An 18,988-nucleotide genomic window follows, 5' to 3' on the forward strand; every position below is an offset into this window, starting at 1 on the left:
GGCGGCACAAGCCCCCCCCGCAACACGCCGATGTGACGCGCAAGACTCACATGTTGGGGTAGTTCGGCCCGTCACCGCCCTGCGGCGTGGTCCAGGTGATGTTCTGCGACGGGTCCTTGATATCGCAGGTCTTGCAATGCACGCAGTTCTGGAAGTTGATCTGGAACTTCGCCTGATCGCCCTCGCCCAGCACTTCATAGACCCCCGCCGGGCAATAGCGCTGCGCCGGTTCGGCATAGTCGCGCAGGTTGACCGCGATCGGCACCGAGGGATCATTCAGCCGCAGGTGGCAGGGCTGGCTTTCCTCGTGGTTGGTGAAGGCGAAGCTGACATTGGTCAGCCGGTCGAAGCTGATCTTGCCATCGGGTTTCGGATAGTCGATCGGCGCGAAATCCTTGGCCAGCCCGGTATGGGCGGCATCGGTCTTCTGATGCTTGAGCGTGCCGAAGAAGGAGAAGCCCAGCAGCGAATTCGTCCACATGTCGAGCCCGCCCAGGAACATCGAGGCCCAGATCCCCCAGCGCGACCACATCGGCTTGACGTTGCGCACCGGGATCAGATCCTTGGCGATCACGCCCGTGCGGACATCGGCCTCGTATTCCACCAGCTCGTCGCCCGCGCGCCCGGCCTTGATCGCCCGTGCCGCGGCCTCGGCGGCGGCAATGCCCGAGAGCATCGCATTGTGGTTGCCCTTGATCCGCGGCACGTTGACGAAGCCTGCCGAGCAGCCCAGAAGCGCCGCCCCCGGCACGGTCAGTTTCGGGATCGACTGCCAGCCGCCCTCGGAAATCGCCCGCGCGCCGTAAGCCACGCGCTTGCCGCCCTCCAGCAGCTGCGCCACCATCGGGTGATGCTTGAAGCGCTGGAATTCCATATAGGGGTAAAGATGCGGGTTCTGGTAGTTCAGATGCACCACAAGCCCGATATACACCTGATTGTTTTCAATGTGATAGATGAACGAGCCGCCGCCCGCGTTATGGTCGAGCGGCCAGCCCATCGTATGGCTCACCGTGCCTTCGCGGTGCTTCTTGGGATCGATCTCCCAGATTTCCTTCATCCCGATGCCGAATTTCTGCGGGCATTTGCCATCGGAGAGGTTGTAGCGCTCGATCAGCTGCTTGGAGAGCGAGCCGCGCACCCCTTCGGCAAGGAAGACATATTTGCCGCGCAGCTCCATCCCGGGTTCGTAATTCGGGCCGGGCGTGCCATCGGACAAAAGCCCCATCTCCCCGGCGACGACCCCGGCGACGCGGGGGGTGCCCTGCGCGTCCTTGTCCCAGACCAGCTCGGAACAGGCCATGCCCGGGAAGATTTCGACCCCCAGCGCCTCGGCCTGTTCGGCCATCCAGCGGCAGACATTGGCCATCGACACGATGTAGTTGCCGTGATTCGACATCAGCTTCGGCATCGGCCAGTTCGGGATGCGGCTGTGCCCGGTGGCCGAGAGCAGGAAGAAATTGTCTTCCTTGACCGGGGTCTTGATCGGCGCGCCCTTTTCCTTCCAGTCCGGGATGAGAATGTTGAGCCCGCGCGGGTCCAGCACCGCGCCCGAAAGGATATGTGCGCCGACCTCGGAGCCCTTTTCCAGCACGACCACGTTCAGATCGGGATCGATCTGCTTGAGCCGGATCGCCGCAGACAACCCCGAAGGACCGGCCCCCACGATCACCACATCGTATTCCATCGACTCGCGTTCGATCTCGGCCATCTTGGGGCTCCTTCGTTCAGGCAGCAGCAGCGCGTTCCGGCGTCGTGGTAACGCGAATGGGAACATGAAGCAATTGTTACGCAGCGCCGCGACGCAACAATCTTTCGCATCTGCAGAGAAGACACGCCTGTCCGGATGCGGCACAGGGTCGGCGGAAAACGCCCCGCCACCCTTGACACCGGACCCGCTTGGCGGATTTACCTCACAGGGCTAAGAAGAAGAATTGGCAGCCAGCACAGGTCAAGACCGCCATGGAAAAGATACCGATGACGCGCGCCGGCTACGACGTGCTCGACGAGGAACTGAAAACGCTGAAGTCCGTCGAACGGCCCGCCGTGATCAAGGCGATTGCCGAGGCGCGCGAACATGGCGATCTGTCGGAAAACGCCGAGTATCACGCCGCCCGCGAAAAACAGAGTTTCGTCGAGGGCCGGATCAAGGAACTCGAATCGATCCTGGGCCGCGCCGAGGTGATCGACACGGTGAAGCTGTCGGGCTCGATCAAATTCGGGGCCACGGTGACGCTGGTCGACGAGGATACCGAGGAAGAGCGCACCTATCAGATCGTCGGCGAGCACGAGGCCGATCTGGAACGCGGTCTTCTGAACATCAAGTCGCCGCTGGCCCGCGCGCTGATCGGCAAGGACGAGGGCGACAGCGTCGAGGTCCGCACCCCGGGCGGGCAGCGCAGTTATGAAATCCTGTCGGTCCGTTTCCTGTAAGCGGGCCCCCGACCAAGGATGACGAGATGGGCGAGCCCCAGTCCGAGCGCAAGACCTCCGAAGGCGGTGCGGTGCCATGGTCGCCCGTGCCGGAACCGGACATGCCGTCGCGCCGCACCGAATGGGTGGCGGGCGGGCTGACCGCGCTTTGGCTGGCGCTGGTCGGTGCCGTCTGGCTGTTCCTGCCCGCGGACGGGGCGACGGGGCCGAATGCCGCCTCGCTGGTGATGGCGGTGGTGGGCGTCGTGCTGCCGGTGGTGATGATCTGGATCGCCGCCGTCACCGCCCGCACCGCGCAGGAGATGCGCGCCGAGGCGCAGGCGCTGAAGGTCGCGCTGGAGGCGATGCGCTCGGCCTGGATGAACCAGAGCCAGATCCGCGGCGGTCAGGCGCTGGAGAAAAAGCTCGACGAGGTGGCGATCGCGGCGCGGCAGGCGGAATCGGCGCTGGCGACCTTTTCGACCCGGCGCGACCATGCGGGGGCGCAGCCCCCGGCCGACCGCAAGGCGGCTCTGGCGGTGCCGAAAGCCGCGGCCCCGGTCGATGATCAGCCCCGGCTGGCGCTTGGCACGCCCGCCGAGGATCTCAAGCCGCCGGTCTCGGTGGCCGATTTCATCCGCGCCATGCAGTTCCCCGACAATGCCGAGGACAAGGAGGGCTTCCGCGCCCTGCGCCGGGCGCTGGAAGACCGGACGATGGCGAAATTGCTGCGCGCGGCGCAGGATGTGCTGAACCTGCTGGCGCAGGACGGCATCTACATGGACGATCTGAAACCCGACCGGGCGCGGCCCGAGTTGTGGCGCCGCTTCGCCAAGGGCGAGCGCGGCCGCGAGATCGCGGCTTTGGGTGGGGTGCGGGATCGCTCGTCCCTGGCGCTGACCGCGGGGCGGATGCGCGCCGACACGATCTTTCGCGACGCGGCGCATCATTTCCTGCGCCAGTTCGACCGCACCTTCACCGAATTCGAGCAAAACGCCAGCGATGAGGAAGTGGCGGAACTGGCCGAAACCCGCACCGCCCGCGCCTTCATGCTGCTGGGCCGCGTCACCGGCACCTTTGATTGAGGATCGGGGCCCGCAGGCCCCGACCGTTTTCGTCTGCGATTACAGGCTGTCGCCGAAATCGGCGCGGAACTTCGCCGCCAGTTTCTGCTGCCAGTCGCCCACCGGGTCCAGCCGCCCGTAGAAGAAGCGCAGGATTTCCGGTTCCTCGACAAAGACCAGCCCGCCGACCAGATCGCGGTTCTGATAGAGCCAGTCGATCCGGTCGATGGCATATTTGACCTGAGACAGCGTGAAGACGCGGCGCGGCATCGCGAGGCGCAACAGCTCCATGTTCGAATAGACTTCGGTGCCGTCGGGGTTGCGCTGTTCCGACAGCGAGCCGCGCTCCATGCCCCGGATGCCTGACGCGATGAACAGCGCCGAGGCCAGCGCCCCGGCCGGATATTGCGCCTGCGGGACATGCGGCAGGAAGCGCATCACGTCGATATGGCAGCCCAGCCCCCCGGGCGGGGTGATGACGGGCACGCCGCGGCGGTCGAGTTCTCGCACCATGTAGTCGATGAAGAGCGGCCCTTGCGAAATCATGTCCACGTCCATGGTTTCTTCAAGCCCGACGGTCAGCGCCTCGATTTCCCGCACCGACATGCCGCCATAGGTCAGGAAACCCTCGTAAAGCGGCACCAGCACCCGCATCTTGCGGTAAAGCGCCTCGGAGCGGATGCAGATGGCGCCGCCCCGCGCACAGCCCAGCTTGCGCGCCGAGAAATAGATCACGTCGCACAGATCGGCGATCTGGCGGGTGATCTCGGCGATGCTCAGATCCTTGCAGCTCTCCTCGCGGGTCTTGTTGAACCACAGGTTGTCGGCCAGAAGCGAGGCATCCAGAACGAAGGTCATCCCGTGCCTGTCGCAGGCGGCGCGGATCTCGCGCAGGTTGGCAAGCGAGATCGGCTGCCCGCCGATCAGGTTCGTGCCCGCCTCCATCCGCACGAAGGCGATCTTGTCGGCGCCATGGGTGGCGACGAGGGCCTCGAGCTTGGCAATATCCATGTCGCCCTTGAACGGATGGGTCGAGGTGACCTCAAGGCCGCGGTCATGGGGGATTTCTTCGACCGTGCCGCCGTTGAGCACGATATGCGCCTTGGTGGTGGTGAAATGGTAGTTCATCGGCACGATCGTGCCGGGCTTCACCAGCACCTGGGACAGGATGTTTTCGCAGGCGCGGCCCTGATGGGTGGGCAGGATGAATTCCATCCCGAACAGCTCGATGAGCTTCGCCGCGAATTTCTCGTAGGTGGCCGAACCCGCATAGCTGTCGTCGGCGACCATCATCGCCGCCATCTGCCGGTCGGACATCGCGTTGACGCCGCTGTCGGTCAGCATGTCCATGAAGATATCGCGGTTTTGCAACAGGAAGGTGTTGTTGCCCGCCGCGGTGATCGCCGCCAAGCGGTCTTCGATCGGCGCAAGGGTGAGCTTTTGCACCACCCGCACCTTGTGCATTTCCAGCGGCACGGTCTCGCCGCCAAAGAATTTCACGACCATCTCTTCCTCCCCGGGCCGGTGGCCCTGTTTCCCGCGGCGATTGAGCGCCAGGGCGCGGCTGCGATCAATCCGCGGCAGCTGCGGCACAAGATCACGGCTGCCATGGCCGGGCTCTGGCTTTCGGGGCGGCCTCGGCTTAGGTTGCGGGGGCAAGAAGGACCCGCCCATGCCCAAACGCCTGCGCCTGACGCGCCGCTTTCCGGTCTCGCTGACGAATGACGCCTATCGCGTGCTGCACCGCTTCGCCGCGGAAGCCGGGCTGAGCCCGGACGAGGCTTTGTGCTTTCTCTTCGAGCATTTCAACTCGGTGACGCATCCCGAAAATCTTGCGGTGCGGCTGCGGCTGTTCAAGGCGGAGCTTGAAGATCGCAAGGCCTGAGGGCGCGCTGGGGGCCGGTGTCGGCAAGGGCGTATTTGGACCGGGAAAAAGCCAGCGCGTAAGGTTTTGTTAGCCACGGCGCGGCAGTCTGGTTGCACGGTACAGGCTGGCGAGCCGATGACCGTCCAAGGAAAAGCCGCCCCGGCGCGGGGAATGATCTTCCCGAGAGGCTTGAGTGACCTCCGTCAGCCGGGGCGCACCTTGGCTTGGGCTTTTCCTGGCACAAATACGCCCTTTTCGCCGGTCGTGCCGTCGCTCCCTCGTGACGTTGCGCCACTTTGTCGCCAGGCTACTTACGCGCACGTCAATTCGTTGCAATATGTTTGCCGAAGCGGGGATCCCGCGACGGGAGCAGGCCCGGCCTCGTCCGGGCAGAGGAGGAACGATGACCGAAGCCTATATCTATGACGCCTGCCGCACGCCGCGGGGCAAGGGGCGCGCTGACGGCAGCCTGCATGAAGTCACCTCGGTCGCGCTGTCGGCGCGGCTTCTGGATGCGGTGGCCGAACGCAACGGCCTGACGGGGCATGCGGTCGAGGATGTGATCTGGGGCAATGTCACCCAGGTGGGCGAGCAGGGTGGCTGCCTTGCGCGGTCTGCCGTGCTGCTCTCGGGGCTGGATCAATCGATCCCCGGTTTGTCCATCAACCGCTTTTGCGCCAGCGGCATGGAGGCGGTGAACCTGGCCGCCAATCAGGTCAAGGCGGGGGCGGGCGCAGCCTATATCGCGGGCGGGGTCGAGATGATGAGCCGCGTTGCCATGGGCTCGGACGGGGCGGCGATCGCCGTTGATCCGTCCTTGGCGATGAAGACCTATTTCGTGCCGCAGGGGATTTCCGCCGATATCATCGCCACCGAATATGGGTTCAGCCGTGGCATGGCCGATGCGCTGGCGGTTGAAAGCCAGCGCCGCGCCGCCGAGGCCTGGGCCGAGAACCGTTTCGCAAAATCGATCGTTCCAGTGCGCGATCAGAACGGGCTGGTGATCCTGGAGCGGGACGAATATCTGCGCCCCGGCACGACGATGGAGGATCTGGCCAAGCTCAAGCCCGCCTTCAAGGACATGGGCGAGGTGATGCCGGGCTTCGACAAGGTGGCGATGCTGAAATATCCGCATCTGGAGCGGATCGAACATATCCACCATGCGGGCAACTCCAGCGGCATCGTCGATGGCGCGGCGGCCGTGCTGATCGGCTCGAAGGAGTTCGGGCAGGCGCATGGGCTGAAACCGCGCGCCCGCATTCGCGCCACTGCGAAGATCGGCACCGATCCGACGATCATGCTGACCGGCCCGGTGCCCGTCACCGAAAAGATCCTGCGCGACAGCGGCATGAGCATTGCCGACATCGACCTGTTCGAGGTGAACGAGGCCTTTGCCGCCGTCGTTTTGCGCTTCATGCAGGCCTTTGACGTGGGTCAGGATCGGGTCAACGTGAACGGCGGCGCGATGGCTTTGGGCCACCCGCTTGGCGCGACCGGCGCCATCATCATCGGCACGCTGCTCGATGAGCTGGAACGGCGTGACCTGTCCACCGGCCTTGCGACGCTCTGCATCGCCTCCGGTATGGGCGCGGCCACCATCATCGAACGGGTCTGAGGGAGGAAACCATGACCGATTTCACCTGTGATCTGGGCGCCGATGGCGTTGCCGTCATCACCTGGGACGTGCCCCACAAGTCGATGAACGTGATGAGCCTTGAGGGCTTTGCCCAGCTCAGCGCGCTGGTCGATGGCTGTCTGGCCGATCCGGCCTGCAAGGGCATCGTGCTGACCAGCGGCAAGAAGGATTTCGCCGGCGGCATGGATCTGAACGTCATCGCGAAAATGCGCGAAGGCGGAGCGGAGGCGATCTTTGCGGGCGTGATGCAGATGCATGCCGTGCTGCGCAAGATCGAGCGCGCGGGCATGGACCCGAAAACGCTGAAAGGGGGCAAGCCGATCGCCTGCGTGCTGCCGGGCACTGCGCTTGGCATCGGGCTCGAGCTGCCGCTGTCGTGCCACCGCATCTTTGCTGCCGAGAACCCGAAGGCGAAGATCGGCCTGCCGGAAATCATGGTCGGCATCTTCCCCGGCGCGGGCGGCACGACGCGGCTGGTGCGCAAGATGGGCGCGATGATGGCGGCGCCGTTCCTGCTGGAAGGCAAGCTGTCCGATCCCAAGGCCGCCAAGGCCGCGGGGATCATCGACGAGGTTTGCGCCGATCCGATGGCCGCCGCGCGGGAATGGGTGCTGAAAGCGACCGAGGCCGATCTGGTCAAGCCCTGGGATGCCAAGGGCTACAAGATGCCCGGCGGCGCCCCCTATCACCCGGCAGGCTTCATGACCTATGTCGGCGCCAGTGCCATGGTGCATGGCAAGACCATGGGGGTCTATCCGGCCGCCAAGGCACTGCTGAGCGCGGTCTATGAAGGGGCGCTGGTGCCCTTTGATCAGGCGCTCCGCATCGAGGCGCGCTGGTTCACCAAGGTGCTGATGAACCCGTCTTCGACGGCGATGATCCGCTCGCTTTTCATCAACAAGGAGGCGCTGGAAAAAGGCGCGAACCGGCCCAAGGTCGCCGATCAGTCGGTGAAGAAACTGGGCGTGCTGGGGGCGGGCATGATGGGGGCGGGTATCGCCTATGTCGCCGCCAATGCGGGCATCGAAGTGGTGCTGATCGACGCCAGCCAGGAGGCCGCCGAGCGTGGCAAGGCCTATTCGACCGGCATCCTCGACAAGGGCATCCAACGCCGCAAGGTGACGGAAGAGAAGAAGGCCGAGGTTCTGGGCCGCATCACCGCCACCACCGATTATGCGGCGCTGGCGGGCTGCGATCTGGTCGTGGAGGCGGTGTTTGAAGACCCCGCCGTCAAGGCCGAGGTGACGGCAAAAGCCGAAGCGGTGATCCCCGAGACGGCGATCTTTGCCACCAACACCTCGACCCTGCCGATCTCGGGCCTGGCCAAGGCCTCGAAACGACCGGAAAACTTCATCGGCATCCATTTCTTCAGCCCGGTCGACAAGATGATGCTGGTCGAGATCATCAAGGGCAAGGACACCGGCGAAGTGGCCGTGGCGAAGGCGCTCGATTTCGTGCGCGCCATCCGCAAGACGCCGATCGTCGTCAATGACGCCCGCTTCTTCTACGCCAACCGCTGCATCATCCCCTATATCAACGAGGGCATCCGCATGGTGGCCGAGGGGGTGAACCCGGTGCTGATCGAGAATGCCGCGAAGCTGGTCGGCATGCCGCTGGGGCCGCTGCAACTGGTCGATGAAACCTCGATCGATCTGGGGGTGAAGATCGCCAAGGCGACGAAGGCCGCGATGGGCGCGGCCTATCCCGACAGCGCGGTTGATGAGGTCGTGTTCTGGATGGCGGAGCAGGGGCGGCTGGGCAAGAAAGCCAATGCGGGTTTCTACAGCTACGATGCGGGCAAGCGCGGCGGCATCTGGGAGGGGCTTTCGGCGCAATATCCCCGCGCCGCGGCGCAACCCGAGCTGACCCATGTGCAGCACCGTCTGCTAATGGTGCAGGTGCTGGAGGCCGTGCGCGCCTTTGAGCAGGGCGTCCTGACCGATATCCGCGAAGGCGATGTCGGCGCGATCCTGGGCTGGGGCTTTGCGCCCTGGTCGGGCGGCCCCTTCGCCTGGCTTGACATCCTGGGCGCGGCGCGCGCGGTCGAGATCTGCGACGGGCTTTCGGCGCAGTATGGCGCCCGTTTCGAGACCCCGGCGCTTCTGCGCGACATCGCTTCCAAGGGCGACAGTTTCTACGCCCGTTTCGGTGCGGGCATGGCGGCGAAAGCCGCCTGAGCGCCCTGGTCACGCGAAAGGGGGCGGTGCCGCGGCATCGCCCCTTTTCCTTTGCGCGCGCGCAGCCTAGCTTTGGCGCAAAGGAGTGACCCCATGACCAACCCGCTTCTGGCCGAGGGCCTTGGCCCCTTCGCGCTGCCCGATTTCGCCGCGATCACCGACGCCGATTTCGGCCCCGCCTTCGATCAGGCCCTGACCGAGGCGCGCGCGAATATTTCCGCCATCGCAGCCAACCCGGAACCGCCGGGTTTTGCCAACACCATCGAGGCGCTGGAACTGGCCGAAGCCCTGCTCGACCGGGTGTCGGGGGTGTTCTACAATCTGGCGGGCGCTGACAGCACCCCGGCGCGCGAGGCGCTGATGCGCGATCTGGCGCCGAAGATGGCGGGCTTTGCCTCGGAAGTGACGATGAACCGGCCCTTGTTCGCGCGCATCGAGCAGCTGTGGCAGACGCGCGACACTCTGGATCTGACCCCGGAACAGGCCCGGGTGCTGGAGCTTTATCACCAGATGTTCGTGCGGTCTGGCGCGGCGCTTGCGGGCGCCGATGCCGAGCGGATGACCGAGATCAAGGAACGGCTGGCGGTGCTCTCGACCGCCTTTTCGCAAAACCTGCTGGCGGATGAACGCGACTGGTTCCGGCCGCTTTCCGAGGACGAGCTTGACGGCCTGCCCGATTTCGTCATCGCCGCGGCCAAGGCGGCGGGAGAGGAGCGCGGGCAGGCGGGGCCGGTGCTGACGCTCAACCGCTCGCTGATCGTGCCGTTTTTGCAGTTTTCCCCCCGCCGCGATCTGCGCGAATTGGCCTGTGAGGCCTGGGGGGCGCGCGGGGCCAATGGCGGGGCGACCGACAACCGGCTGATTGCGGCGGAAATCCTGAACCTGCGCGAGGAACGGGCGAAGCTTCTGGGCTATGACAGTTTCGCCGCCTATAAGCTTGATCCCGAAATGGCGAAGACGCCGGAAACTGTCCGCGATCTCCTGATGCGGGTCTGGGCGCCCGCCAAGGCCGCCGCCGAGGCCGATGCCGCGAAACTGACGGCGATGATGCATGAAGATGGCCTCAATGGCGATCTGGAGGCCTGGGACTGGCGCTATTATTCCGAAAAACGCCGCGTCGCCGAGCATGATTTCGACGAGGCGGCGCTGAAACCCTATCTCTCGCTCGAGGCCATGCTGGGCGCGATGTTCGACACCGCGCACCGGCTCTTCGGGCTCGATTTCCGCCCGATCGAGGGGCCGTTCTATCACCCGGACGTGCGCGGCTGGGAAGTGAGCCGCAAGGGCCGCCATATCGCGGTATTTCTGGGGGATTATTTCGCGCGGCCCTCGAAACGCTCGGGTGCCTGGTGTTCGGCGATGCGGTCGCAAAAGAAGCTGGGCGGCGAGACCCGGCCGATCGTGGTCAATGTCTGCAACTTCGCCAAGGGCGATCCCTGCCTGCTGTCCTATGACGACGCGCGCACGCTGTTTCACGAATTCGGCCATGCGCTGCATCAGATGCTCTCCGACGTGACCTATCAATTCGTCTCGGGCACCTCGGTCGCGCGGGATTTCGTGGAATTGCCAAGCCAGCTTTACGAACATTGGCTGGAAGTGCCCGAGGTGCTGGAGCGGCACGCCCGCCATTGGCAAACGGGCGAAGCGATGCCGAAGGCGCTGCGCGACAAGCTTCTGGCCGCCGCGACCTATGATCAGGGCTTCCTGACGGTGGAATTCGTCGCCTCGGCGCTGGTCGATCTTGCCTTCCACGAGGGCGCGGCGCCCGCCGATCCGATGGCGCTGCAGGCGCAGGTTCTGGCCGGGATCGGCATGCCCAAGGCGATCCGCATGCGCCATGCGACGCCGCATTTCGGCCATGTCTTCAGCGGCGACGGCTATTCGGCGGGCTATTACAGCTACATGTGGTCCGAGGTGATGGATGCCGACGCCTTCGCCGCCTTCGAGGAAACCGGCGACGCTTTCGACCCGGCGACAGCCGAGCGGCTGGAACGCTGCATCCTGTCGGTGGGCGGATCGGTGCCCGCCGATGCCGCCTGGCTGGCCTTCCGCGGCAAGACCCCGGGGGTCGAGGCGCTGCTGAAGGGCCGTGGCCTGGTGGAGGCCTGAGAAAAGGGCGTATTTGAACCAGGAAAAAACCCTGTGCTTTTTCTTGGGAAAAATACGCCGGGGGGCGCCTCCGCAGGAGGCCGGGGGGCAGCGCCCCCCGCCTTGGCTGCCGCCGCCGTCTCTAGCCTTGCCAGACATCCATGTGGATGATCACATCGGTCTGCGGATAGGCCTCGCGGATGGCGCGTTTCAGGCTGCGGGCGATCGCATGGGCGGCGTCGAGCGACTGTTCGCCATCCAGTTCGATATGCAGCTGCACGAAGATGCGCGCGCCCGCGGTGCGGGTGCGCAGGTCGTGAAAGCCGCGCACCCCGGGCCAGAGCGCCGCAATCTCGGCGATGCCCTGCACCACATCGGCGGGGGCGGCGCGGTCCATCAGCGCATGCCAGCTGGCAAGGCCGATCTGCAGCGCGCCGCGCAGCATCAGAAGCGCCGCAAGAATCGCGATCACGCTGTCGGCCTGTGACCAGCCGAACCGGGCCGAAAGACCCAGCGCCAGAATCGCCCCCAAAGTCGGCAGCAGGTCGCCCACGTAATGCAGCATGTCCGCCGCCACGACCTTGTTGCCGGTCAGCCGCGCCACGCGGCGCTGCCACAGCACCAGCGCCGCCGTCAGCCCGGCCGAAACCGCCATCACCGCGATCCCCGCCCCCTCGGCGGCCAGCGGCACCGCCGGCGCCATCAGACGCTCGACCGAGACCCAGAGGATCAGCCCGCCCGAGGCCGCGACAAAGATCGCCTGTCCGAGCGAGACCAGATCCTCGATCGAACTGTGCCCGAAGGTGTGATCGTCATCGGCGGGCCGCGCCGCATAGATGATCGCCGCCAGACCCGCGGCCGAGACGAAAAGATCCATCGCCGAATCAGCCAGCGAGGCAGCGATCGACAAGGCCCCGGTCGCCCAAAGCGCCCAGAGCTTCAGTGCAACCAGCACCGCGGCGACGCCGACCGAGGCGAAGCCCGCCGAGAGATTCAGTTTCTGCGAAGGGGCATCATAGGGCATGAACGACTCGGGGCTTTGTTGCGGGCCCTGTCCCTAGCCGATCTGCCCGCCTCAGTCACGGATTTCATCCGCGTCCACGCCCCAGATCGCCGATTTCGGCACCCAGCCGTCGGCCTCCTCGGCGCTGATCTCGCACCAGTCCGGGGTGCAGCTTTCCAGCTGCGCCACCGCCCCCATCTCGGCCAGCGCCACCACCGCCGATTTCGCATCGGCGCGGGCATGCAGTTCGGTCATGTCATCCTCGACGATCACCGTGCGCACGCCCGACAAAAGCGCGTAATGCACCCAGCCGCCCGCGCCGTCGCGGTCTTCGACCCGGCGCCAATGGCCGAATTCCGCGGTGACCCGCAAGGGCATGCCGGGATGGGTGAAGACCCAGTCGATGCGGTGCGACAGCGAGGGGCCGCGCCGCGCATTACCCTCGGAGCCCTTGAGCGAGACATAGCGCGGCAGGGGCAGGTTCGTCACCGGCCCGCGGCCGTTTTGTGCGGCCAGCGCCTGCGCCACCGCCTCGTCCGTGGGGGGCGGGCTGTCATCCAGCTCCTGCGCGGGCGCAGCCAAGGGGGCAAATCCCAGCACTGCGGCCAGGATCAGCCCCGCCAGCCGGTGCGACGGGCGTCTTCCGCGATCGCGCGCGCAACAAAATTTCGCCAAAACGCCAAAAGTCGTCATTTCTGCTCTCTCCGGGCTTGTAACTTGCCCCTTTGACGGTCAATTTGCATGCAAGCAGACATGTTTGGAAGAGAGGAGAGACAACCATGCCCGCACCGCGACTGAGTGTTGTCGTGACGCGACGGTTGCCCGAGGTGGTCGAGACGCGGATGAAGGAGCTCTTCGATGTCACCCTGCGGGAGACGGACGAGAAGATGACCCGCGAGGAGTTGGTGGCGGCGATGCAGCGGGCCGATGTGCTGGTGCCGACGCTGACCGACCACATCGATGCCAACATGCTGGCCGGGGCGGGGAACCGCTTGCGCCTGATCGCGAATTTCGGCGCCGGGGTGGATCACATCGACGTTGCCTCGGCGCGGTCGCGCAACGTGCTGGTGGCCAATACCCCCGGCGTGGTGACCGAGGATACCGCCGACATGGTGATGTCGCTGATCCTGGCCGTCACCCGGCGCATCCCCGAGGGGCTGGCCGGGATGGCGCGCGGCGACTGGCAGGGCTTTGCGCCGATGGCGAATCTGGGCGGGCGGATCGGCGGCAGGCGGCTGGGCATCATCGGCATGGGCCGGATCGGTCAGGCGGTCGCGCGCCGCGCCGCCGCCTTCGGGATGGAGATCCATTACCACAACCGGCGTCAGCTGCGCCCCGAGACCGAGGCCGATCTGAAGGCGACCTACTGGGACAGCCTGGATCAGATGGTGGCGCGGATGGACGTGATTTCGGTGAACTGTCCGCACACGCCCTCGACCTTCCATCTGCTCAATGCGCGGCGGCTGAAGCTGATGAAACCTTCGGTCGTCATCGTGAACACCTCGCGCGGGGAGGTGATCGACGAGAACGCGCTGGTGCGGGCGCTGAAGGCGGGCGAAGTGGCCGGGGCGGGGCTGGATGTCTATGAGCACCGCGCCAACATCAACCCGGCGCTGCGCGAGCTGCCCAATGTGGTGGCGCTGCCGCATATGGGCTCGGCCACGCGCGAGGGCCGGATCGAGATGGGCGAAAAGGTGATCCTGAACATCAAGACCTTTGCCGATGGCCATCGGCCGCCGGACCTGGTCGTGCCGGGGATGCTGTAAGCGAAAGGGCGGCCCGGGCCGCCCTTGTCACATCACGCGAGGGTCAGATTGCACCAGAGGCGCGCTCACATCGTCAGACGGACGGTGCGGCCATGCTGCCGGTCGGGGCTGACGGCGGTCAGCGACATCGTCGAATAGGCGCCCTCGCGGGCCTGCGCGGCCTTCTGCTGGCTTTGCATCTGTTCCTGCGCCGAGGGCTTGTCGGTCAGGCTGGTGCCGCGGCGGGCGCGTCCCTCGGCCAGCGCCTGCTCGCTCATCTGCCGCAGGGCGTCATCCTGCTTGCTGAGATCGGTGCGGGTCTGCGACAGATCGACCTTTTGCATCAGCGGCGAGGTCTGTTCGATCAGTGCGTTCAGCTCTTCGACATTGCCGCCGGGCTTGCCGCCCGCCTGTTGGTCCTTGAGCACCTCGACCGGGGTCGGCTCGCGGTCCTTCATTTCTCTGGCCGCTTCCGCCGCGATCTTTTTGACGGAATAAACCGCCCCCGCGGGCTGGGTCTCCGTGCTGGCGATTTCGCGCTTCATCCGGTCGGAGGCGGGGTTTTCGGGCATCTGCCGCGCCTCTTTCGACACATCGCGCAGCCCGCTTTGCGGCGTCGTGTCCTGGCTTTTCGCCCGTGTCAGCGGCCCGGCCAGCGAGGCCTCGATGACCTGGCCCATCAGCTTGCGGGACGGGGCGCTGCCGGGGCCGGTGGCTGCTGCCGCGCTGACGCCGCTGCTGCTGGCGGCAGGTTGCGCCGTGGCCGCGCGCGAGGACCCGCCCGAGACGGCAGTGACAGGAGAGACGGCAGAGACGGAAGCAACAAGCGACATGACAGCCTCGGACGACGGATTCCATGATATATTACACCCGCAGGTGTCGCGGATCATCGGAAAGCTCACCAAATGGTAAACTGGCGGCGGCGTGACCGGGGGATGTCGTTTTTCGCCCCTGAATGTCGGCGGCGCTGGCCCGAAGCTTCGCCAACCTGCGACAACGGGGGAAACGCTTCAGGAGTGCCCGATGAAGACCCATGTCAAAGCCCTTGTCGTCGGCGGCGGTGCCGTTGGCTGTTCGATCGCCTATCACCTGGCCAAGGCGGGTTGGGAGACGATGCTTGTCGAGCGCGACGAGCTGACCTCTGGCTCGACCTGGCATGCCGCCGGTCTCTTGCCGCTGTTCAACATGAGCTATGCGACCACCCATATCCACAAATACTCGGTCGATCTTTACAAGCAGCTGGAGGCCGAAACGGGTCTGAACGCGGGCTTTTCGGTCTGCGGCAACCTGCGCATGGCGCAGACGCAGGAGCGGATGGACGAATACATGCTCTATTCGAGCGTGGCGGAAACCGCGGGCGTCTATCACGAATTCCTGACGCCTGCGCAGATCAAGGAACGCTGGCCGCTGGTGCGCACCGATGACCTGAAAGGCGCGCTGTTCCACCCGCAGGACGGCTACATCAACCCCGCCGATGTGACCCAGGCGATGGCAAAGGGCGCCCGGCAGCGCGGCGTGGAGATCGTGCGCAAGCTGCAGGTGAACGGCTACAAATGGACTGGCGCCGAATGGATCGTGACGCTGGAAAAGATGGTCGAGAAGGGCGGCAACCTGGTGGGCTCGGGCGAGCTGATCGATGTGCATGCCGAACATGTGGTGACGGCAACGGGCAACCACGCGCAGCGCACGGCGCGGCTTCTGGGCATCAAGATCCCGGCGATTCCGGTAGAACATCAGTTCATCGTCACCGAGCCCGATCCGATGCTGCAAGAATGGCGCAAGTCGAACCCGGAACACCCGGTTCTGCGCGATGCCGATGCGAAATGGTATGTGCGCGAGGAACGCGGCGGCTGGATCCTTGGGCCCTATGAAAAGGGCGCCCCGGCCCGGTTCCTTTATGATGTGCCGGAAACCTTCCGCGCCGATCTTTTCCCGCTTGATCTGGAACGGATCGAGGCGGAATACATGTCGATGATTTACCGGCTTCCCTCCTCGGAAACCGTTGGTCTGAAAGACGATTTCAACGGCCCGATCTGCTACACGCCGGATGGCAACCCGCTGGTCGGCCCGGCGCCGGGGCTGCGCAACATGTGGCTGGCCGAGGGCTTCAGCTTCGGCATCACCGCCGCGGGCGGCACCGGCTATTACCTCGCGCAGATGATGGTCGAGGGCGAGGCCGAGATCGACATGGCCAGCCTTGATCCGAAGCGCTACGGCAACTGGATGACCACCGAATATGCCGCGCGCAAGAACGAGGAATGCTACGACCACGTCTTCATCCTGCACCACCCGGACGAAGAACGCGAAGCCTGCCGTCCGCTGCGCACCGCCCCCGCCTATGACCGGCAACTGGCCTTGGGCGCGCAGATGGGGCAGGTGAACGGCTGGGAGCGGCCGAACTACTACGGGCCCCTCGATGCGGCCCCCGATTTCGACCACAACAGCCGCAGCTTCCGCCGTGGCGCCTGGTGGCCCTATGCGGTGGAAGAGGCGAAGGCGATCCGCGACACGGCGGGGATTATCGATGCCTCGGCCTTCACCAAGCACCTCGTGCGCGGCCCCGGGGCCACGGCCTTCCTCGACCACTTCACCTGCAACAAGCTGCCCGCCGTGGGGCGGATCAACCTGACCTATGCGCTGACCGATGCGGGCACGACGCGGACGGAATACACCATCGTCCGTCTGGCCGAGAACGAATACTACCTGATCTCGGCCGGGGCATGGACGGCCTATGACTATGATTTCCTGCAGAAATCGGCCGATGATTTCATTGCTTCGGGCGGCGGCCACCTCGATATCCACGATGTCACCACGCAATGGGGCGTCTATGCGCTGGCAGGCCCCAATGCCCGCGCGATCCTCAATGAGATCGTCAAGGATGCCGCGCCCGAGACGGTTCTGGGCAACAAGCGCTTCCCCTGGCTCAGCTGCCGCACCATCGAACTGGGCATGTGCCCGGTGCGCGCGATCCGCGTGGCCTACACCGGGGAACTGGGCTGGGAGCTGCACTATCCGATCGAATTCGGCCGCTACCTCTGGGATCTGATCTGGTCGGTCGGGCCGAAACACGGGCTGAAGCCGGTCGGCGCCCGGGCGCAGAACTGGCTGCGGCAGGAGAAGAGCTATCGCGCTTTCGGCAGCGAGCTGGGCCGGGATGCGACGCCGATGGAGGCGGGGCTCGACCGCTTCATCGACCTGTCCAAGGACTTCCGCGGCAAGCAGGCGATGCTTTCGACCGGCATTCGCGCGAAATGCGTGACGCTGCTCATCGACGGGCCGTCGGACACAGATCCCTGGGGCAAGGAAGCGCTGATCCACAACGGCGAAAAGGTCGGGCGTCTGACCTCGGGCGGCTGGTCGGTGGCCTTCGGCAAGCAGATCGGCATGGGCTATGTCCGCCCCGATCTGGCCGAGGTCGGCACGAAGCTGAAGGTGAAGATCCAGCTGCAGGAATGGGATGCGGTTGTCACCGAAGACAGCCCGCATGATCCGACGAACGCGCGCATCCGCAAGGATGGCTGAGGCACGACGGGCCGGGGAAAACCTCGGCCCGTTCGCTTTCGGGCTGCGGTCGCGAGGGCGTATTTGGACCAAGAAAAAGCTGGCGTGTTTTTTTCTTGGTGAAAATACGCCGGGGGGTGAATTGGCCGCAGGCCAAGAGGGGGGCAGCGCCCCCCTTTTTTCCGTCTCAGCGCTGTGCGCGGGTGGCGAGCCAGGTGTCCCAGGCCCCGCGCGAGCCCGCAAAGGCGTTGATGTCGACGATGCCGCCGACCCCGGGCACGACGCCGGTGCCGGTATATTGCCAGAAGGTCCAGCGCTCGCCCGGGTAGCGCTCGGAGGGATGCGCCGTCACCGCGCGCAGCCAGAAATCGACGCCCGACAGGCTGCCCAGATCGTTGTCCTTGTAGAAATCCGGCGTGGTGTAGACGACGGGTTGCGTGCCGTAATGGCGCTCGAGCAGGCTCAGGAAGCTCCGCATTTCCGATCGCACCTTGGCGGCATCGGGGCGCGCCTTGCAGCTGGGCGAATCGGGGTTCCATTCGATGTCGAGCACCGGCGGCAAGTCGCCCGCCACTTTCGGCACGTTGCGAATGAACCAGGCCGCCTGTTCCGAGGCCGGACGGCAGAAATAGAAGAAGTGGTAGCCGCCGACCGGCACCCCCGCCGCCCGCGCCGCGGCCGCGTTCAGATCGAAGCCCGGATCGACGCGGTCGCCGCCCTCGGTCGCCTTGAGCCAGGCAAAGGACACCCCCGCCCGCCGCGCCGCGGCCCAGTCGATCGCGCCCTGATAACGCGCGGCGTCGATCCCGTGCACCGCATACTGCGCAGGTGTGATGCCCTGCCATTCATGCGGATCGGTGTCCCCGAAGGTCCGCGGCAGGCCCGGGGCGCGGTGATCGGCGGGATCAAGCCTGCCGGGTGTCTCGAGCCGCCCCTTCACCGGGCCGGAATCCGGTCGGCCGCCACAGCCAAGAACCAGCGCGCAAAGCGCCGTGGTGAAAAGGATCGTGGAAATCCGCATGCCTGCCTCTGCCCGTGCTGGTCTGATTGCGCCAAGGGTGACGCAAAACGCCCCCGCTGTCACGGGGGCGTCGCCGGGCTGGCGGAAATTTGCGCGGCTCAGGCGGTGGCGGCGCCCGCCTGCTCGGCGGCGAGTTCGTCCCAGCAGGCCAGCGCATGCGCCGCATACATCATCGCCGGGCCGCCGCCCATCTGGATCGCCACGGCGCAGATATCGGCCAGCTCTTCGCGCGTGCCACCTGCGCGCATCATCGCGCCGATGTGAAAGCCGATGCAGGGTTCGCAGCGCTGCGCGATGCCCATGGCCAGCGCGATCCATTCCTTTTGCCGCTTGTCCATCACCCCGTTCTCGGTGATGGCCTTTTCCATCTCGCCAAAGCCGCGCATCGCCTCGGGGATGATCTTGCGCATCACCCGCAGCTCGCCGCGCATCGTCTCGATCTTCGTCTTGTAGCTCATCTGGGCCTCCTTATTTGAG

At 65.6% G+C, this 18,988-nt stretch carries 16 protein-coding genes; 9 read left to right on the top strand and 7 right to left on the bottom strand.

The features are described 5' to 3' along the window. Positions 1–46 precede the first annotated feature (46 nt). Positions 47–1,708, bottom strand: a complete 1,662-nt coding sequence (locus AC4PTB_RS02925; RefSeq protein WP_492191605.1) for an electron transfer flavoprotein-ubiquinone oxidoreductase — start codon at positions 1,706–1,708, stop codon at positions 47–49. 251 nt (positions 1,709–1,959) lie between these two features. Between AC4PTB_RS02925 and greA the strand changes: the two genes are divergently transcribed. Beyond that, positions 1,960–2,430: a transcription elongation factor GreA gene (gene greA, locus AC4PTB_RS02930; protein ID WP_013066258.1), complete on the top strand. Its 471-nt coding sequence runs from the start codon at positions 1,960–1,962 to the stop codon at positions 2,428–2,430. A gap of 26 nt (positions 2,431–2,456) precedes the next feature. Beyond that, a complete protein-coding gene (locus AC4PTB_RS02935; RefSeq protein ID WP_492191606.1) occupies positions 2,457–3,494 on the top strand; it encodes a hypothetical protein in 1,038 nt (345 codons plus the stop codon). A gap of 39 nt (positions 3,495–3,533) precedes the next feature. On the opposite strand, the gene AC4PTB_RS02940 is transcribed toward AC4PTB_RS02935, so the two are convergent. Next, a complete protein-coding gene (locus tag AC4PTB_RS02940; protein ID WP_492191607.1) occupies positions 3,534–4,979 on the bottom strand; it encodes a tryptophanase in 1,446 nt (481 codons plus the stop codon). A 166-nt stretch (positions 4,980–5,145) separates the two neighbouring features. Here AC4PTB_RS02940 and AC4PTB_RS02945 point away from each other — a divergent pair, with 166 nt between their 5' ends. The 4 genes from AC4PTB_RS02945 (at position 5,146) to AC4PTB_RS02960 (ending at position 11,262) form a co-directional block, all read left to right on the top strand. Then, positions 5,146–5,358 (top strand): hypothetical protein, encoded by a 213-nt coding sequence (locus AC4PTB_RS02945; RefSeq protein ID WP_492191608.1) that lies wholly within the window; start codon positions 5,146–5,148, stop codon positions 5,356–5,358. 385 nt (positions 5,359–5,743) lie between these two features. After that, the gene (locus AC4PTB_RS02950; protein ID WP_492191609.1) at positions 5,744–6,955 is read left to right on the top strand and encodes an acetyl-CoA C-acetyltransferase; all 1,212 of its coding nucleotides are present in this window, start codon (positions 5,744–5,746) and stop codon (positions 6,953–6,955) included. Positions 6,956–6,966: 11 nt separating this feature from the next. After that, positions 6,967–9,153 carry a 3-hydroxyacyl-CoA dehydrogenase NAD-binding domain-containing protein gene (locus AC4PTB_RS02955; RefSeq protein WP_492191610.1) on the top strand — a complete coding sequence of 729 codons (2,187 nt, stop codon included), beginning with the start codon at positions 6,967–6,969 and terminating at the stop codon, positions 9,151–9,153. Positions 9,154–9,246: 93 nt separating this feature from the next. After that, a complete protein-coding gene (locus AC4PTB_RS02960; RefSeq protein WP_492191611.1) occupies positions 9,247–11,262 on the top strand; it encodes a M3 family metallopeptidase in 2,016 nt (671 codons plus the stop codon). Positions 11,263–11,383: 121 nt separating this feature from the next. On the opposite strand, the gene AC4PTB_RS02965 is transcribed toward AC4PTB_RS02960, so the two are convergent. Together AC4PTB_RS02965 and AC4PTB_RS02970 are read right to left on the bottom strand one after the other, a co-directional pair. Beyond that, complete coding sequence (locus AC4PTB_RS02965) at positions 11,384–12,265, bottom strand: cation diffusion facilitator family transporter (RefSeq protein WP_492191612.1); 882 nt, start codon at positions 12,263–12,265, stop codon at positions 11,384–11,386. Positions 12,266–12,316: 51 nt separating this feature from the next. Continuing rightward, on the bottom strand, positions 12,317–12,937 hold the full coding sequence (locus AC4PTB_RS02970; protein WP_492191613.1) for an SH3 domain-containing protein: 621 nt from the start codon (positions 12,935–12,937) through the stop codon (positions 12,317–12,319). Positions 12,938–13,023: 86 nt separating this feature from the next. On the opposite strand from AC4PTB_RS02970, the gene AC4PTB_RS02975 reads away from it, so the two are divergent. Continuing rightward, positions 13,024–14,010 (top strand): 2-hydroxyacid dehydrogenase, encoded by a 987-nt coding sequence (locus AC4PTB_RS02975; RefSeq protein ID WP_492191614.1) that lies wholly within the window; start codon positions 13,024–13,026, stop codon positions 14,008–14,010. Between the two features lie 65 nt (positions 14,011–14,075). On the opposite strand, the gene AC4PTB_RS02980 is transcribed toward AC4PTB_RS02975, so the two are convergent. Continuing rightward, the gene (locus tag AC4PTB_RS02980) at positions 14,076–14,669 is read right to left on the bottom strand and encodes a hypothetical protein (protein ID WP_492191615.1); all 594 of its coding nucleotides are present in this window, start codon (positions 14,667–14,669) and stop codon (positions 14,076–14,078) included. Here AC4PTB_RS02980 and AC4PTB_RS02985 point away from each other — a divergent pair. Together AC4PTB_RS02985 and AC4PTB_RS02990 are read left to right on the top strand one after the other, a co-directional pair. Further along, positions 14,656–14,901 (top strand): hypothetical protein, encoded by a 246-nt coding sequence (locus AC4PTB_RS02985; RefSeq protein WP_492191616.1) that lies wholly within the window; start codon positions 14,656–14,658, stop codon positions 14,899–14,901. The two genes, AC4PTB_RS02980 and AC4PTB_RS02985, sit on opposite strands and share 14 nt — an antisense overlap. Before the next feature lie 111 nt (positions 14,902–15,012). Next, a complete protein-coding gene (locus tag AC4PTB_RS02990; protein ID WP_492191617.1) occupies positions 15,013–17,511 on the top strand; it encodes a GcvT family protein in 2,499 nt (832 codons plus the stop codon). Positions 17,512–17,677: 166 nt separating this feature from the next. On the opposite strand, the gene AC4PTB_RS02995 is transcribed toward AC4PTB_RS02990, so the two are convergent. Together AC4PTB_RS02995 and AC4PTB_RS03000 are read right to left on the bottom strand one after the other, a co-directional pair. Continuing rightward, positions 17,678–18,511, bottom strand: coding sequence for a GH25 family lysozyme (locus AC4PTB_RS02995; protein WP_492191618.1), 834 nt, complete (start codon positions 18,509–18,511; stop codon positions 17,678–17,680). A gap of 98 nt (positions 18,512–18,609) precedes the next feature. Continuing rightward, positions 18,610–18,969 carry a carboxymuconolactone decarboxylase family protein gene (locus AC4PTB_RS03000; RefSeq protein ID WP_492191619.1) on the bottom strand — a complete coding sequence of 120 codons (360 nt, stop codon included), beginning with the start codon at positions 18,967–18,969 and terminating at the stop codon, positions 18,610–18,612. Between the last annotated feature and the right edge of the window lie 19 nt (positions 18,970–18,988).

Source organism: Rhodobacter sp. 4.3.4 (genome assembly GCF_058724655.1).

Bases quoted from the DNA above. Each gene is read 5' to 3' on its own strand.
- AC4PTB_RS02925 (WP_492191605.1), bottom strand. From the start codon at position 1,708: ATGGCCGAGATCGAACGCGAGTCGATGGAATACGATGTGGTGATCGTG.
- greA (WP_013066258.1), top strand. From the start codon at position 1,960: ATGGAAAAGATACCGATGACGCGCGCCGGCTACGACGTGCTCGACGAG.
- AC4PTB_RS02935 (WP_492191606.1), top strand. From the start codon at position 2,457: ATGGGCGAGCCCCAGTCCGAGCGCAAGACCTCCGAAGGCGGTGCGGTG.
- AC4PTB_RS02940 (WP_492191607.1), bottom strand. From the start codon at position 4,979: ATGGTCGTGAAATTCTTTGGCGGCGAGACCGTGCCGCTGGAAATGCAC.
- AC4PTB_RS02945 (WP_492191608.1), top strand. From the start codon at position 5,146: ATGCCCAAACGCCTGCGCCTGACGCGCCGCTTTCCGGTCTCGCTGACG.
- AC4PTB_RS02950 (WP_492191609.1), top strand. From the start codon at position 5,744: ATGACCGAAGCCTATATCTATGACGCCTGCCGCACGCCGCGGGGCAAG.
- AC4PTB_RS02955 (WP_492191610.1), top strand. From the start codon at position 6,967: ATGACCGATTTCACCTGTGATCTGGGCGCCGATGGCGTTGCCGTCATC.
- AC4PTB_RS02960 (WP_492191611.1), top strand. From the start codon at position 9,247: ATGACCAACCCGCTTCTGGCCGAGGGCCTTGGCCCCTTCGCGCTGCCC.
- AC4PTB_RS02965 (WP_492191612.1), bottom strand. From the start codon at position 12,265: ATGCCCTATGATGCCCCTTCGCAGAAACTGAATCTCTCGGCGGGCTTC.
- AC4PTB_RS02970 (WP_492191613.1), bottom strand. From the start codon at position 12,937: ATGACGACTTTTGGCGTTTTGGCGAAATTTTGTTGCGCGCGCGATCGC.
- AC4PTB_RS02975 (WP_492191614.1), top strand. From the start codon at position 13,024: ATGCCCGCACCGCGACTGAGTGTTGTCGTGACGCGACGGTTGCCCGAG.
- AC4PTB_RS02985 (WP_492191616.1), top strand. From the start codon at position 14,656: ATGACCTGGCCCATCAGCTTGCGGGACGGGGCGCTGCCGGGGCCGGTG.
- AC4PTB_RS02980 (WP_492191615.1), bottom strand. From the start codon at position 14,669: ATGGGCCAGGTCATCGAGGCCTCGCTGGCCGGGCCGCTGACACGGGCG.
- AC4PTB_RS02990 (WP_492191617.1), top strand. From the start codon at position 15,013: ATGAAGACCCATGTCAAAGCCCTTGTCGTCGGCGGCGGTGCCGTTGGC.
- AC4PTB_RS02995 (WP_492191618.1), bottom strand. From the start codon at position 18,511: ATGCGGATTTCCACGATCCTTTTCACCACGGCGCTTTGCGCGCTGGTT.
- AC4PTB_RS03000 (WP_492191619.1), bottom strand. From the start codon at position 18,969: ATGAGCTACAAGACGAAGATCGAGACGATGCGCGGCGAGCTGCGGGTG.